The following is a 15,202-nucleotide window of genomic DNA, read 5'->3' as shown; positions in this document are numbered from 1 at the left end:
AAAGAAATTCGTATAGGTCTGCTGTAGGCAGCACAGGTGTATCTTATCGGCGGCCGACTGATTCTTTAATGTATTTTTGCGGCAGAATGAATAACAGACAACTCTTTTTACGTCATGTGGCCCAGCTGTCAGATGCGCCGCTGGCACTCGAAATAGTGAAGGCGTCCGGTATGTACATGTGGGATGCCGAAGGCAAAAAGATCATGGACCTGATTGCCGGCATCAGCGTATGTAATGTGGGGCACTCACATCCGGCCGTAGTGAATGCTATTAAGGAACAGGCGGAGCAATACATGCATCTGCTGGTATATGGAGAACTGATCCAGTCGCCACAGGTGGCCTTTGCTACTTTGTTAACACAACACCTGCCGGCCTCCCTGAATAGTGTTTATTTCACCAATTCAGGAGCGGAAGCGGTGGAAGGCGCCATGAAACTGGCTAAGCGTTATACCGGCAGAACGGAGATCATCGCTTTTGAGAAAAGTTACCATGGTTCTACCCAGGGCGCGATGAGCATTATGGGAGATGAGACCTGGCGGAATGCTTACAGACCATTATTGCCTGATATACAGCATCTTACTTACAATACATGGGAGGCGGTGAACCAGATCACCGAGCGTACCGCCTGCATCATACTTGAATCTGTTCAGGCGGAAGCGGGTGTACGTGTGCCGCAGAAAGAATGGCTGCAGGCCATCCGGGAGAAATGCACTGCCACCGGTACCCTGATGGTACTGGATGAGATACAATGCGGCCTGGGACGGAATGGCACATTATGGGCCTTTGAGCAGGCGGGCATAGTGCCCGATATCCTGTTGCTGGGAAAAGCGCTGGGCGGCGGAATGCCAATGGGCGCTTTCATTGCCGACAAGGAAATCATGTGGAGCCTGACCAACAGACCCGTGCTGGGACATATGACCACCTTCGGCGGGCATCCGGTGATCTGTGCAGCAGGCATGGCTGGTTTCAGGGTACTGCTCGAAGATAACCTGGTAGACGCCGTGAAGGCCAAAGGGCAGTTATTTCATCAATACCTGCAGCATCCCGCCATTAAGGAGGTCCGCTCCCTCGGACTGATGATGGCGGTGGAATTTGAGAGCTTTGCGATGAATAAAAAGGTCATAGACATGTGTATTGAAAGAGGCCTGTTGACCGATTGGTTCCTTTTTGCCCCCGAATGTCTGCGTATTGCACCACCTTTGATCATTAGTGAAGAAGAGATCCGGCAGGCATGTAAGATCATCATTGATGTTGTGAATGACGTAACAGGAATTTCCGCCTGAAGAAGATATTAAACGACCTGCGCGGCTACGCGCAGGCTATTCTGTTATAATAGGACTTCTTTTACCCGCAATGGCCCTTGTATTGAACGTGTTGTAGTAATCCCTGCTAATGATACCTTACAGCACCCTATTAATAATTGACAGTGATACGCTGGGCTCCCCATCTCTTTTTGTTAAAAACCAGTTATAACAAAAAAATATATTTTGTCTTCTCGTTGAAATATGTAACTTTGATGTACAAAGTACTTTAAGTATGACAGATCAGCAACACCTGGAAACATTAAGTGATATCAGGCGCATGATGGAACGGAGCACCCGTTTTCTTTCCCTCAGTGGATTAAGCGGCGTTTTTGCCGGCGTATCTGCCCTGGCAGGCGCCGTAACCGCTTATACCCTGTTCCGGTCTTATTATGATCGCTGGGAAGTAAGGGGACATTATGATGATGCGGACTTTTCCATGCTGCGGCTGCAACTGATAATACTGGGTTTTGGCGTAATGGCGCTGGCGCTGTGCGGAGGTACCTACTTCACCTGGAGAAGGGCGAGAAAGAACAATGTTCCCATCTGGGATGCTACTTCCCGCAAGGTGTTGTTCAATGCATTGATCCCGATGCTGGCGGGAGGCGCTTTTATTGCCGGTCTGATATACAACAGGCTGGATGTGCTGGTAGCGCCGTCCTGTCTTATATTTTACGGTATGGCATTGTTGAATGCCAGCAAGTATACATTTTCTGATATCCGTTACCTGGGTATTGCTGAAATAGGACTTGGCATATTAAATGTTTTCTTTTTGCGCAGAGGACTTTATTTTTGGGCCATCGGTTTTGGTGTATTGCATATATTGTATGGCATCATTATGTGGTGGAAATATGAGCGGCAGGCAGCAGTAGAGTGAAAACCGGTGCAGATCGGAACTAAGTTGAAATAATAAAGACGTACTCGTGAACAATCCCATAGGTAACTTAAATAAGATTTTTGACAGTCGTATACGGCTTGGGGTAATGAGTATCCTCATGGTGAATGAGGAAGTCAGCTTTAATGACCTGAAGCAGATGCTGGAACTGACAGATGGTAATCTGGCATCCCACCTCAGTACCCTGGAAGAAAATGGTTACCTCAAAGTGCATAAAGGTTTTATAGGACGTAAAACCAATACCACCTATTCTATTACGAAAGCTGGCGAAAAAGCCTTTAAAGGCCACCTGGCCGCTCTCGAAAATATGATCCGCTCCATGGAGTAAATTTTTTTGCCCTTATACTTTGAAGTTCAAAGTGCTTTTAAATATAATTATATGCAAACAACTAACATCAACGAAACCAATCCCCTGCCTCCCGGCCAGCCTTCTCCCGCAACGGACAACCTCTCACAGGATGGTAAGGCACGGCCTTCCTTCTTCGAACGTTACGCCTATGGTGTCAAAGCATTCCTTATCGGGATACTTGTGATATTCCTGCTGATTCCCACTGCCATGATCATGGGACTGATTTCTGAAAGGGAACAACGGCAGTATGAAGCCAAGGGGGAGGTCAGCGGGAAATGGGGGGATGCCCAGACCATTACAGGGCCTGTACTTGTAATACCTTACTACAGCAAACCAGGCGTAACATCTATCGCTGTATTCCTGCCGGATAAACTGGCGGTAAATGGTGAGCTGCTGCCCGAAATACGCCGGCGCGGTATCTATGAAGTGGCCGTATACAGCTCCCATTTACAGATCAGCGGCGCATTTTCAGGACTGGACCTGAACGGGTTAAATGTTGATCCGGCAACTGTATTGCTGAAGGATGCCTATCTGGCAGTTGGTATCAATGATATGCGAGGCATCACCAACCAGGCAGGTGTAAGCTGGAATGGGCAGAACTTCTATTTTAATCCCGGTATTCCTGCTACTAATCTGTTCGAGAATGGCATGCAGGTGAAAGTACCACTCACCATGTCAGATTCCGGCATTGTTGCCGGCAACTTTGCTGTCAACCTGGATCTGAAGGGTTCCGGACAGCTGTTCTTCTCTCCTGTGGGGAAGACAACAACCATTAATCTGAACTCCAACTGGAAAAGCCCCAGTTTCGACGGCGCCTTCCTGCCTAATACCCATAACGTACACGCAAAGGGCTTCACCGCTTCCTGGCAGGTATCAAACCTGAATCGTAACTTTCCCCAAAGCTGGGTTGGCGCCAACGCCAATCTGCACTCCGCCGATTTCGGTGTGAAATTATTCCTGCCGGTGGATACCTACCAGCAATCCACCCGTGCTGTTAAATACGCTATCCTGATCATCGGCCTTACATTCCTGGTATTCTACTTCATTGAATTGCTACAGCATACCTCCGTTCATCCATTACAATATATATTAGTCGGCGCGGCATTGTGTGTATTCTATACCCTGCTGATCGCCCTCGCAGAACAATTGAATTTTAGCATTGCCTACCTGATAGCAGCCATACTGACCATCTTCCTGGTAGCGGTGTATACGGCCAGCGTATTGCGAAGCAACCGTATGGCTATAGCTGTCGGCGGCGTATTAAGCCTGCTCTATGGATTTATTTATGTCATTATCCGTTCTGAAGATCAGGCTTTGCTCATGGGTAGCCTGGGACTGTTTATAATACTGGCTATTGTGATGTACTTTAGCCGGAGGATCAAGTGGGGAGAATTATAAAAATATAAACAGCTATACTCATGCAAACCGGTCGCTATCTGCTGCAGCGTGCAAGAAGTTTTAAATATGCCTTTCAGGGGATCATCGCATTTCTCCGCAGTGAACCACATGCACGTATTCATGCGGTAGCAACGATGTTGGTGGCGGCGGCTGGTGTCTATTGCGGCTTGTCTGCCAATCAATGGATCTCTATCCTGATAGTAACAGGCATGGTATGGATCACAGAGATGTTGAACACTGTTGTTGAAAAGATCATGGACCATCTGTCGCCTGAATACCACCCAAGAGTAAAATGGATCAAAGACGTTGCAGCAGGGGCAGTACTTGTTTCGGCCCTCGTGGCAGCTATCACAGGCGCTGTCATTTTTATCCCTATACTGTGCTAAAAGAAAAGGGTCTCGCATAAAGCGAGACCCTTTGTATATTGAAACTTATCTTTCTTAGAAATCAACTCCCATTCCAAAGTACCAGATCGGTTTACCACGGAAGAATGCAACCATCGGCCAGCCAGCATCTACTCTCAGGAAGTAACCGGCAATTGTTGTACGGGCGCCGAAGCCATAACCACCAACAAATGGTCCGAGGAAACCTTCTTTCACTTTCACGATCACGCCGCTACCATTGTTGTAATAAGTGTAGTTGGCATCTTTAAAGCTTAGTTTCTCATTCCATGCAGTACCGATGTCCACAAAGCTGGTCACCTGGAAATTACGTACAATGGCTGAATTGATCGGCCTGTTCATAAAGGTGGCAAATACAGGCAGGCGTAATTCCGTATTAAACACCATTACATTGTTACCGTTACGCGCATTTTGTTTATAACCACGTAATGGAGTAGCCAGTGTTTGGTATGCATAGTTTGCATTCATGTTCACTGGTGTATTGGTATTGATCTTAGGATTCAGCCAGTTGTCGGTACCACCCAGGTAGTACAGCAACTTACGGGTCCCCCAGGATAAGTCGGCAGAGAAGCGGGTGGCCCATATAAAGTTGCGGAAGATGGATTCATAATGTCTCACATCTATACCCATATTATAAGTGAACTTGCCCTTACCTGTAGACGCCCCCTGATCGAAAACGTCATTCAGGTCGCCGTTGATCTGTGCGTTCATATCGCCATAGATCTTGTAGCGTGTACCATGCCAGATGTTGATGGCCGGGTTAATGGTATTGTCATACACATATTCCAGGCGTAACAATGCATAGTTGTCGGCATAATTCTTCAGCTTCAGTGTGGTCTCATCAGAACCGGCTATGACGAATCTGTCATTACGGAAGCCCGCCTGCAAACGGATGCTTCTGGCCTGATCAAATGGATAACGTACCTCGAACTGGAAGAGGTTGGTCTTCATCTTAGCCGGGTAATCCAGCGGGTTGCCCGATGTGTCAAAGCCGATGCCGCTATATTTATCTACTCTGCGGTAGTAAGTAAATTTATAGTCAAAGCGTTTTTTGAGATAGGAAGCAGAGATGAAGTATTCAGTACCATCCAGGCTGGAAGGGAATCTGAAACCACCATTGATCTTAATATCTTCAAACAGATCGCTTACACCTATGCGGATTAAACCGTTCACAGGGTCAACAAGCCTGATAGGACCTGAAGGAGGACCGGTGAAGGGCTGATACCTGTTGATCAGTATAGAGTTATCTATCTGGAGTATCAGGTAGTCTGATGCGAATTTCAGTTTATAAGGAAGCAGCTTGGCCTTCTTCAGTACAGGCTCCATCAGCGGGATCTGTAACAGCTGTGTTTCTGCTGCCACACTGGAATCCTGTTCTTCCTTGCCAAACTCACTCTGGAAGAAATCGTCATGTTTTGCGGTGTCGACCTTCGTCTTTTCATGGTAGGTAGGCAGGCCCAGGCGGAGGCTGTCTTCATGCATCTGGCGGGCTCTGAAGGTAGTCGGACGGCTATTTACATTCCTTTTGCGCAATGTTACCGTATCGATCTTCAGCTTCTGCAGGTTCTTGAAGCCATATTGCTGGATCACCTGCGATACTTCACTCTGGTCGCCTGCTCCCCTGGATTCTTTGATACCATAAGAGTAGTTCGACATTGGGAAGGTATAAGTAGAGTCTTTGGTAAGCGATACTGCCATTACGGAATCGGGCTCATTGCTGCCATATTCTGCCAGCGCTGAATCGAGGTCCGCCCTGTCAGGGTTATGCAATATCTCTGATCCAATAAAGAAGAGGGAGTCTACGCCTGTTCTTTCTGTCTTAAAGAAACCCGCATAACGGTTACGGATACCGTTGATGTCAGATACAAAGGTAAAGTGTGTGTTATTGTATTGCAGTGGCGAACGTGCGTTACCATACTTCATGTCGGTCAGCTGGGAGATCTGTTTGTCAGCGCTCTTGTTCCAGTTGTCGATCAGGAAGATGTTGTAATGACCTGCCGGCAGGACGGTATCGCCGCTTTTAGCGGTTGGAGACGGCCTGTTGGAGGAATAAATGATCCCGCTCTTACCAGGGAAGGCAACGAAGGAAGGATCCAGATCATCGTATACATCGTTGGTGATCTGTTCTGCAGTCTGCTTGGTAATGCTGTAGGTGTAGATATCTGTATGACCGTTCTTCACAGCGGAAAGCAGCAGGGAGTTATCATATTCGAAGAAGTACTTCATATCGATCACCCTGTCGAAGCGTGGAAGGTCTTGTCGGGTAGTAGTTCTGGTCACTAGGTCATATACCATGAGTTTCGTCACACCCTCGTGTTCGTAGATGATGGCCAGGCGGTTACCTTTCTGGTTCCATGCCAGTAAGGGGTAGTTGGGATCCAGCTGGCTGGCCTGCATTCTTACCCCGGCACGCAGCAATACCTTCGGCTTCATATCGGCCAGCTGCACCTGTACCTTGTACAATCCTTTGGAAAATTCCACCACTGCATAGTAATTGCTCTTCGGATTGGCCTGGAAGCGATAGAAGTCAGACTTTTTCAGTTCCCTGGAAGCTACGGTGCGGGCGCCACGGGTAGTCTGGCGGCGGCGGCGGTTATCGTCCTGGTAACGTTTGGCATTGAAGACCATGAAGTCTTTCAGTGCATTTTTAGGTTTCTGGCTCAGTACCTGTTCAAATCCTTTTTTCAGTCCGCGGTTGATGCGTGAGATATACATCAGGTAAGGCACGGCGTCCTTGCCATATTTACTTTCTACATAATACCAGAAGGCATGGCCGGCCAGCGTGGGCTTTTCGTAGGCCAGCTGATAAAAGTCCTTATACCTGCCTGACTGGATAGCGTCTTTCAGTTCATCATCCAGCTGGGTGTTCCAGTTTTCAGCAGCATAGGCTATAAATCCGTCGGTGAACCATTTTGGGAAATCGATGAGTACCGCGTTGCCGGCAAACTCCCCGATATCTTCTCCGAATAACAGGTTTTCCAGCATAACACGGGCGATACCTTCACGGATCTGTTTATACAGGTGCTCGTGGTCGCCATCAAAGTACACGATCAGTTTATTACCCACCAGCTTGGTGATACCTCCGGTGTTCTGCCAGTCAACGCCAATGCCTATATTGGATTGCTTCATTTCCCCGAAGCTGTTGTACACGACAATGTTTACCCGCTGACGGAAGGTAAATTCCATGAATTGCTCCAGCTGTGGTAATTCCCTTTCTGCTACCTGTGCTACGTATTTCCCTAATTCCAGACCGTTCTGGCTGAAGTAAGTATTAAAATGACGGGTTTGATAGTAACGCCATTTAAAATTCTTATGCTGTATGCGGTTCTGTCCAAATTCCACGGTATTGGTCTGTGCCTGGGATAGATACGAGCCAAGTAATAGGGTACCGGTAATTAATAACCTGGTAGTAAGTCGGTTCATACAGAAAGTATTGATAATATTGCGTTCTGAATTAAAAATAGCAAAAATCGGCAACAATGATGGAAATACAACATTTCACCTTTAATCCGTTTCAGGAAAATACCTATTTACTCATTAACGAAAAAAGGGATTGTATAATTATAGACCCGGGCTGTTATTTTGAAGAAGAAAGGAAACAGTTACTCACGTATATCGAAAAAGAGGGTTTGAAAGTTACACGGCTCCTGAACACACATTGCCACATTGACCATATTTTCGGTAACAGACTGGTTGTGAAGACCTATGGAGTTGGCCTGGAAATACATCCGCAGGACAAAATTGTACTTGACCGTTCTCCAGAAATAGGTAAAATGTATAATATTCCCTTTGAACCTTCTCCGGAACCTGTCCGGTTCCTGGAAGACGGAGAAACAATACGCTTTGGCGATGATGAGCTGGAAGTGTTGTTGACTCCTGGTCATTCGCCGGGCAGTGTATGTTTTTATTCCGCCAGCCAGCAGTTCCTGATAGGTGGAGATGTGCTGTTTTACCAGAGTATTGGCCGTACAGACCTGCCTGGAGGCAGCCATCAAACCTTAATTAACAGTATTCAGCAAAAATTGTTCGTATTGCCCGATGAGGTAAGGGTGTATCCCGGTCACGGACAGTCCACCACTATTGGTTTTGAAAAGCGGCACAACCCCTTCCTGCAGTAAGTACTCAGACTCTTCAGGAGCAGGGAGGTTTAAATCCTGCTTACAAATTTTCCGATCAGCGGGAGTCTGGAAAACTCCTTCTTTTCCATTTTCAGCAGGAACCAGATATAGCCGCCAAAGAAGACCGTAGCCACAAACAGTGGCAGTGGCTTCAATGCATAGATGTCGCCCGGAGACAGCAGGGTCCTGTTCAGTATATCATACAGGTAAAACGTCAGTACGGCCGTTACGATGTAAGTGAGAATGCGTGGAAGATGGTAGGGTACCGGGTAATACTTCTGGCCCAGCGCATAACAGATCGTCATCTGGGCGAAGTAGCAAACCATCGTGGCCAGTGCTGCACCGAAGTATCCCATCACAGGGATCCACCACCAGTTCAGTAAAAAGGCCAGCACAGCGGTGATAATCGTGATCATTGCGCCGGTTTTCGTACGGTCAGTGAGCTTAAACCAGATGGTCAGGTTGTAGTAAATGCCCAGGAACATATTGGCCAGCAGCAGAATGGGCACGATCTTCATACCAGGATAGTATTCCGGCCTGCGCAGGAAGATCTTCCAGACGTTCAGGTACAGGCTTACAAAGAGAAACATCATACATAACAGCACCACAAAGAGTTTCATGATGCGGGCATACATCTTCTCCGGATCCTTGCCCTCTGCCTGTTTGAAGAAAAACGGCTCTGCGCCTAACTTAAATGCCTGTATGAACATAGTGATCAGGATGGCCAGTTTATAGTTGGCCGCATAGATCCCGATCAGCTCTTTCTTATCCGTCATATTATTCCCCGGCAGGAATTCCGGCAGGAACCATGCCCTGTCAAAGGTCTCATTCACCATACCCGCCATCCCGAAGAAGATCAGCGGAATGGAATAATTCAGCATCTGTTTCCACATAGCCGTATCAAACTCCCAGCGGATGCGCATCAGCTGAGGCAGGAACAATAACAGTGCTATTCCGCTCCCCAGCGCATTGCTGAGATAAATGTAGCCTACCTGGTTACCCGGTCGTATATCCGGCAGCCAGGTATGGCCTGCTGCATACATTTTCGGGATGATGACCAGGAAAAGGATATTGAACCCGATAGTGGAGAGAATATTCGTCAGGCGTACAAAGGCGTAACGCACCGGCCTGTTTTCCAGTCGCAGCTGGGCAAAAGGAATGGCGGTCAGTGCATCAAAGGCCATAATCAGTACCAGGTAGGTAAAGAATGTGGGATGCGTGTCAAGTCCGCTCAGTTCCCCGATATATGAATGAATGATAGGCCCCCTGAAGAAGAAGAGCAATATCGTAAAACTAATGGTAGAAAACAGTAATGAGATGGTGGACGTGCTCAACACGGTCTGGCTGTTCTCCTTTTTGGCGAACCGGAAGAAGGCCGTCTCCATACCATAGGTCAGGATAATATTCAGGAATGGGATATAAGCGTATACTGTAGACATCTCCCCGTACGAAGCCTGTGTCATCAGCTCAAGGTAGAGCGGTGTAAGGAAGTAGTTTAGGAGCTTGCTCGCTATGTTACTAAAGCCGTAATAGATCGTTTGTCCTGCCAGTGATTTTATACTCAATTCCCTGAAATTTTAGCCAAAATTAATTATTCCAGCCCTTTCCTGCGCTGTTGTTTTTTCTCCGACAGCCTTTTCTTGAATTGGATGCGCTTTTCCTTCACTGCTTTCGATGGTCTGGTAGGCACCCGTTTCTTGGGTTTGATGAGGGCTTTATTCACCAGTTCGTTCATCTTTTTTACTACCAGTTGTTTGTTGCCCAGCTGGGTGCGTTCTTCCTGTGAGCGTACCTGTAGCAGTCCTTCTGCGTTGATGCGGTGCGCCAGCTTTTCCTGCACCAGTGTTTTTTGTTCTTCGGTTAACAAAGATGAAGCGGAAATATCAAAATAACCCTCCACCATGGTTTCCACCTTATTCACGTTTTGTCCGCCCTTTCCCCCGCTCCTGGCGGTGCGGAAGCTGATTTCGGCGGAAAGATCTACACTCATTTAATTAACGTTTCTTTATAATTGATTATCGTAATTTAACTAAAGGTAAATGATTTTATTTGCCGTCCATCCTTCTAAATCCTGCATGCCATGAATTTCTTTACACCTGTACAGTTACGCATACTCAAAACCAGTTGGATTCCCCTACTTATAGCTTTCACGATGCACAAGAGTGCAACTATCCTGTTACCATCAATACTATCGCTTAGCCTGGGAACGCAAAATGCAATATCTCTGGCACTGCCCGCCCTTGTTATGATAGTATGGGAGGCTGTTATTAAAAAAGATGTGAAGCAGTTTGGTTTACTGGCATTTGTGGTGATATTGGCGTTCGGCCTGCGGTTTGTCCTGAACGAGTTCCTGAAAAGTAGCAGTGGCCAGCAAAGTACTTCGCTGATCTATTATGTCAATTCATTTGCGGTCATTCTCGTGATTATCATTGCCCGTTTCTATCTGAATGGGATGGGCGATAAAATAGGCGCAGCCGTACTGGCCGCAGTGATCTATTTTGTGATCCCTAAAACCGGCAGCCCAACAGGTTTTTTTATCTCCTTCGGATGGCTGGATCCGACCGGCGAGTGGAGAGAGGTAACGGAATCCCTTGCTTCTCTGCTGGTAAACTTCGGCGGATTTATCTCTTACTATTCAATTGTTTTCCTGACAGAGAACAGTTTCAGATGGCCGGCATTTTTTATAAAACTGCAGTCCCGTATACAGACTATTGGTAATTGGGAATACTTTTTCCTCTTCCTCTCCATCTGGTTTATTTACATGGGAAGCATTGGTGAGCTCACCTTTTTAATGGGAAATTTTTTCCAGGGGGCAACGCTGCCGCTGATGGTTATCGCTTTTACTATTTTCAGGTTACTGCTGGCGGTACTGTGTATCTATTCTCTTGCCGGCTTGTTAAGGAATATCATTACCGGCAGGGCATTGACTACGGGAGAATATAACCCCTGGCTGATCATGCTGCATTATATCCCTGTTGTTAATATCATTGCAGCGTTAAAACTGTTGTTTGCCAAAGACGAACCGGCCAGTGTTGAAGAACATGCGGTGTCATACCTTGAGTGCGACAGGTATGCCGCCCAGCAAACGATGATCGTATCAGGGATTATGGTAACCGTATATAATATCTATCACATGCTGACAGCGCCTACAGGGCTGGGATTGCCGGGTATAGGGCTCCTGGGCGCATTATACCTCCTGAAGATATTTGCCTATATAAAATTGCGTAGCGGCAGAACCTATCTGCTCCTGGTAATGGGCCTGAATATGGTCACCATACTGTTTGCATTGAACGAACAGCTGGTATTATCACTGGCATTCCTCTATCTCTACTACTACCTGATGCAGGAATTGTTTTACCCTAAACTGGAAATAGAAGATACTATAAAGGTACAGGACCCGGAAGCCGGCGATATTTTCACACATACCGCATAAATATTTTAATTTCCCGGCGCAATTAAAATAACATACTACACATATGCGTGCAGTTATACAACGTGCATCAAGGGCATCCGTGACCGTAGATGGCAGTATTACCGGCAGTATCGGGACAGGTTTGCTGGTATTGCTGGGCATTGAGGACGCGGATAATACTGAAGATATTACCTGGCTGAGTAATAAGATCGTCAACCTCCGTATTTTTAACGATGAGGAAGGCGTCATGAACCGTTCTGTAAAAGAAGTGAACGGAGATATCCTGCTGGTAAGCCAGTTCACGCTGCATGCCGCTACCAGGAAGGGAAACAGGCCCTCTTATATCAGGGCCAGTAAGCCGGATATAGCCATACCGCTGTATGAACAGATGATCAGCCAGTTGACGTTTGATATGGGGAAAACCATTGCTACCGGCATTTTCGGTGCAGATATGAAGGTGGAGCTGCTGAACGACGGCCCTGTTACGATCATTATAGACACAAAATCAAAGGAATAAATCATCAATATGACCATCCAGGAAGCACAGGAAAAGATCGATGGCTGGATAAAGACAGTCGGCGTACGCTATTTCAGCGAACTGACCAACATGGCCATCCTGACGGAAGAAGTGGGGGAAGTAGCCCGGATCATGTCCCGCAAGTACGGGGAACAGTCCTTCAAAGAATCCGATAAAGAGAAAGACCTGGCAGATGAGCTGGCAGACGTCATGTGGGTATTGCTCTGTATTGCCAACCAGACCGGGGTAGATATGACCGCCGCCCTGGAAAAGAACTTCGAGAAAAAAAATATCCGCGATGCCAGCAGGCACAGGAACAATGAAAAGCTCCAATAAGGCAGGTTTTTTGTTAAAGCTATCATATGAAGATATTCAAGAAGGTGAAGACCATTTGGCTCATCCTGAAACAGACCTTTCATGACTTCATGGATGACAAGGTGCTCAAACTCAGCGCCGCGTTATCCTACTACACCATCTTTTCCATCGCCCCCATGCTGATCGTGATTATCACGCTATGTGATGTATTTCTCGGGAAAGAGGCGATCGAGGGCAGTATATATGGCCAGATCAAGAGTATGGTAGGGGGACAGGCCGCCCTGCAGATCCAGGAAATGATCAAAAATGCCGCTCTCTCAGGAGACTCGGGCTGGGCAACAATAGTAGGTATTGTTACCCTGGTCATTGGCGCCACCAGTGTGTTTGGAGAGATTCAGGATTCCATTAACTTCATCTGGCAGCTAAAGGCCAAACCTAAGAATGGCCTGCTCAAGATGTTGCTCAACAGGCTGCTGTCATTTTCAATCGTGATCAGCCTGGGGTTTATTCTCATGGTATCCCTGGCACTGAACGGTATTATAGCCCTGTTCAGTAACCAACTGGCGGTATTCTTTCCACAGGTGACGATAGTATTGGTGTACATTATCAACCTGGTCCTCACCTTTGTGGTGATCAGCATACTGTTTGCCATCATTTTCAAGGTGCTGCCGGATGCGAAGGTGCAGTGGAAACATGTAATTATCGGCGCTGTAACTACCGCCATCCTGTTTATGATAGGAAAATTCGCCATAGGACTGTATCTTGGTTCCAGCAAGGTGGGTACTGCCTACGGGGCGGCCGGTTCTATCGTGATCATCCTGCTTTGGGTGTATTATTCAGCCATTATCCTGTACTTTGGAGCTGAATTTACTCAAGTATATGTACAGCATTTCGGTGGTAGGATCAGACCCAATGAATACGCAGTATATGTCAAGGAAGTGCCCGTGGAAACGGATGAATTGCCCTTAACGGCCCCTATCGAGACTGAAAAAGGTAGCTAAACGCCGTCTTTAATTCCGAAAACCCTTATTATATTTGCGCCACTATGGCTACAGATCAGAACAAATTCCAGGCGATCATCTCGCATTGTAAAGAATATGGCTTCGTGTTCCCGTCCAGTGAAATATATGACGGCTTAAGTGCAGTATATGACTATGGCCAGAACGGAGCTCAATTGAAGAAGAATATCCGCGACTATTGGTGGAAGAGCATGACCCAGATGCATGAGAATATCGTCGGGATTGATGCTGCCATTTTTATGCATCCTACTACCTGGAAGGCATCCGGGCACGTTGATAATTTCAGCGACCCGATGATCGACAATAAAGACAGTAAGAAACGCTATCGTGTAGATCATCTCATAGAAGGCCATGCTGAAACTCTATCTAAAGAAGCTGGTGATGCCCTGATAGAACAGATGGATAACCTGCTTAAGGAGAATGACTTCGCAGGCCTGAAAAAGCTGATAGAAGATAATAAGATCAAATGTTCTGTGAGTGGTACTGTCAATTGGACAGACGTTCGTCAGTTTAACCTGATGTTCTCTACCCAGTTGGGTAGTGTGACCGACGAGGCTAGTGAAATATACCTGCGCCCGGAGACTGCTCAGGGTATTTTCGTCAATTTCCTGAATGTACAGAAAACCGGCCGTATGAAGATACCTTTTGGTATCGCGCAGGTAGGTAAGGCTTTCCGTAATGAGATCGTTGCCCGTCAGTTCATCTTCCGTATGCGTGAGTTTGAACAGATGGAAATGCAGTTCTTTATCCGCCCTGGCACCCAGAAAGAATGGTATGCCTATTGGAAGGAAGAGCGTATGAAATGGCACCTCAGCCTGGGTACGTCTCCTGAGAAGTACCGTTATCACGACCACGTTAAGCTGGCGCATTATGCTGATGCTGCTGTGGACATCGAATATGAATTCCCGATTGGTTTCAAGGAAGTAGAGGGTATCCACTCCCGTACAGACTTTGACCTGAAGAGCCACCAGGAATATAGCAAAAAGAAGATCCAGTATTTTGATACAGAAACCAATCAGAACTACATTCCATATGTGATAGAGACTTCTATTGGTCTGGATCGCATGTTCCTGCTGACAATCTGCAACGCTTACGAAGAGGAAGACCTGAGCAAAGACGGTAAGGAAGACAGCCGTGTGGTGATGAGATTCCCGGCTAAGCTGGCGCCTGTGCAACTGGCTATTTTCCCGCTCACTAAAAAGGACGGTTTGCCTGAATTAGCGAAGGAACTGATGGATAAATGTAAATCATCCTTCTACTGCTTCTATGAGGAGAAAGATGCGATCGGAAGACGTTACCGCCGTCAGGATGCCATCGGTACTCCTTTCTGTGTAACCATCGACCATCAGACCAAAGAAGACAACACCGTTACCATCCGCTACCGCGACAGCATGGAGCAGGAAAGGGTGCCAATGGACAAGGTGAAAGAGATCGTGCTGAATAAGATCAACGAATAGAAAATAAAAACGATTTATAG

The 15,202-nt window shown here is 46.9% G+C and carries 13 protein-coding genes and 1 pseudogene; 11 read left to right on the top strand and 3 right to left on the bottom strand.

The features are described from left to right. Positions 1–86 precede the first annotated feature (86 nt). The 5 genes from MYF79_RS02195 (at position 87) to MYF79_RS02175 (ending at position 4,329) form a co-directional block, all read left to right on the top strand. On the top strand, positions 87–1,283 hold the full coding sequence (locus MYF79_RS02195) for an aspartate aminotransferase family protein (RefSeq protein ID WP_247812353.1): 1,197 nt from the start codon (positions 87–89) through the stop codon (positions 1,281–1,283). Positions 1,284–1,536: 253 nt separating this feature from the next. Next, positions 1,537–2,178, top strand: a complete 642-nt coding sequence (locus MYF79_RS02190; RefSeq protein ID WP_247812352.1) for a hypothetical protein — start codon at positions 1,537–1,539, stop codon at positions 2,176–2,178. A 106-nt stretch (positions 2,179–2,284) separates the two neighbouring features. Then, positions 2,285–2,524 carry a winged helix-turn-helix domain-containing protein gene (locus MYF79_RS02185; RefSeq protein ID WP_247812351.1) on the top strand — a complete coding sequence of 80 codons (240 nt, stop codon included), beginning with the start codon at positions 2,285–2,287 and terminating at the stop codon, positions 2,522–2,524. A gap of 51 nt (positions 2,525–2,575) precedes the next feature. Continuing rightward, on the top strand, positions 2,576–3,943 hold the full coding sequence (creD, locus tag MYF79_RS02180) for a cell envelope integrity protein CreD (protein ID WP_247812350.1): 1,368 nt from the start codon (positions 2,576–2,578) through the stop codon (positions 3,941–3,943). A gap of 20 nt (positions 3,944–3,963) precedes the next feature. Then, positions 3,964–4,329 carry a diacylglycerol kinase family protein gene (locus MYF79_RS02175; RefSeq protein ID WP_247812349.1) on the top strand — a complete coding sequence of 122 codons (366 nt, stop codon included), beginning with the start codon at positions 3,964–3,966 and terminating at the stop codon, positions 4,327–4,329. Positions 4,330–4,383: 54 nt separating this feature from the next. On the opposite strand, the gene MYF79_RS02170 is transcribed toward MYF79_RS02175, so the two are convergent. Then, positions 4,384–7,767: a hypothetical protein gene (locus tag MYF79_RS02170; RefSeq protein WP_247812348.1), complete on the bottom strand. Its 3,384-nt coding sequence runs from the start codon at positions 7,765–7,767 to the stop codon at positions 4,384–4,386. Positions 7,768–7,823: 56 nt separating this feature from the next. On the opposite strand from MYF79_RS02170, the gene MYF79_RS02165 reads away from it, so the two are divergent. Beyond that, positions 7,824–8,462: an MBL fold metallo-hydrolase gene (locus MYF79_RS02165; protein WP_247812347.1), complete on the top strand. Its 639-nt coding sequence runs from the start codon at positions 7,824–7,826 to the stop codon at positions 8,460–8,462. A gap of 29 nt (positions 8,463–8,491) precedes the next feature. Here MYF79_RS02165 and MYF79_RS02160 read toward each other — a convergent pair whose 3' ends face one another. Both MYF79_RS02160 and arfB read right to left on the bottom strand, forming a co-directional pair. After that, positions 8,492–10,027, bottom strand: coding sequence for a lipopolysaccharide biosynthesis protein (locus MYF79_RS02160; protein ID WP_247812346.1), 1,536 nt, complete (start codon positions 10,025–10,027; stop codon positions 8,492–8,494). 26 nt (positions 10,028–10,053) lie between these two features. Then, positions 10,054–10,434: pseudogene (arfB, locus tag MYF79_RS02155) on the bottom strand (alternative ribosome rescue aminoacyl-tRNA hydrolase ArfB); the annotation flags it as partial. A gap of 108 nt (positions 10,435–10,542) precedes the next feature. Here arfB and MYF79_RS02150 point away from each other — a divergent pair. From MYF79_RS02150 to MYF79_RS02130, 5 genes are read left to right on the top strand one after another with little or no spacing between them, the layout of a single operon-like run. After that, entirely contained in the window at positions 10,543–11,895 is a 1,353-nt protein-coding gene (locus MYF79_RS02150) for a hypothetical protein (RefSeq protein WP_247812344.1), read from the top strand. 43 nt (positions 11,896–11,938) lie between these two features. Further along, positions 11,939–12,391: a D-aminoacyl-tRNA deacylase gene (gene dtd, locus MYF79_RS02145; protein WP_247812343.1), complete on the top strand. Its 453-nt coding sequence runs from the start codon at positions 11,939–11,941 to the stop codon at positions 12,389–12,391. Between the two features lie 9 nt (positions 12,392–12,400). Then, on the top strand, positions 12,401–12,727 hold the full coding sequence (locus MYF79_RS02140; RefSeq protein WP_199653997.1) for a nucleotide pyrophosphohydrolase: 327 nt from the start codon (positions 12,401–12,403) through the stop codon (positions 12,725–12,727). 26 nt (positions 12,728–12,753) lie between these two features. Next, a complete protein-coding gene (locus MYF79_RS02135) occupies positions 12,754–13,707 on the top strand; it encodes a YihY/virulence factor BrkB family protein (protein WP_247812342.1) in 954 nt (317 codons plus the stop codon). A 44-nt stretch (positions 13,708–13,751) separates the two neighbouring features. Further along, positions 13,752–15,182, top strand: coding sequence for a glycine--tRNA ligase (locus MYF79_RS02130; protein ID WP_247812341.1), 1,431 nt, complete (start codon positions 13,752–13,754; stop codon positions 15,180–15,182). Positions 15,183–15,202 lie beyond the last annotated feature (20 nt).

Source organism: Chitinophaga filiformis, from assembly GCF_023100805.1.
Taxonomy (GTDB): domain Bacteria; phylum Bacteroidota; class Bacteroidia; order Chitinophagales; family Chitinophagaceae; genus Chitinophaga; species Chitinophaga filiformis_B.
Note: the sequence above shows the minus strand (reverse complement) of the source record. Positions and strands in the feature narration are given on the sequence as shown.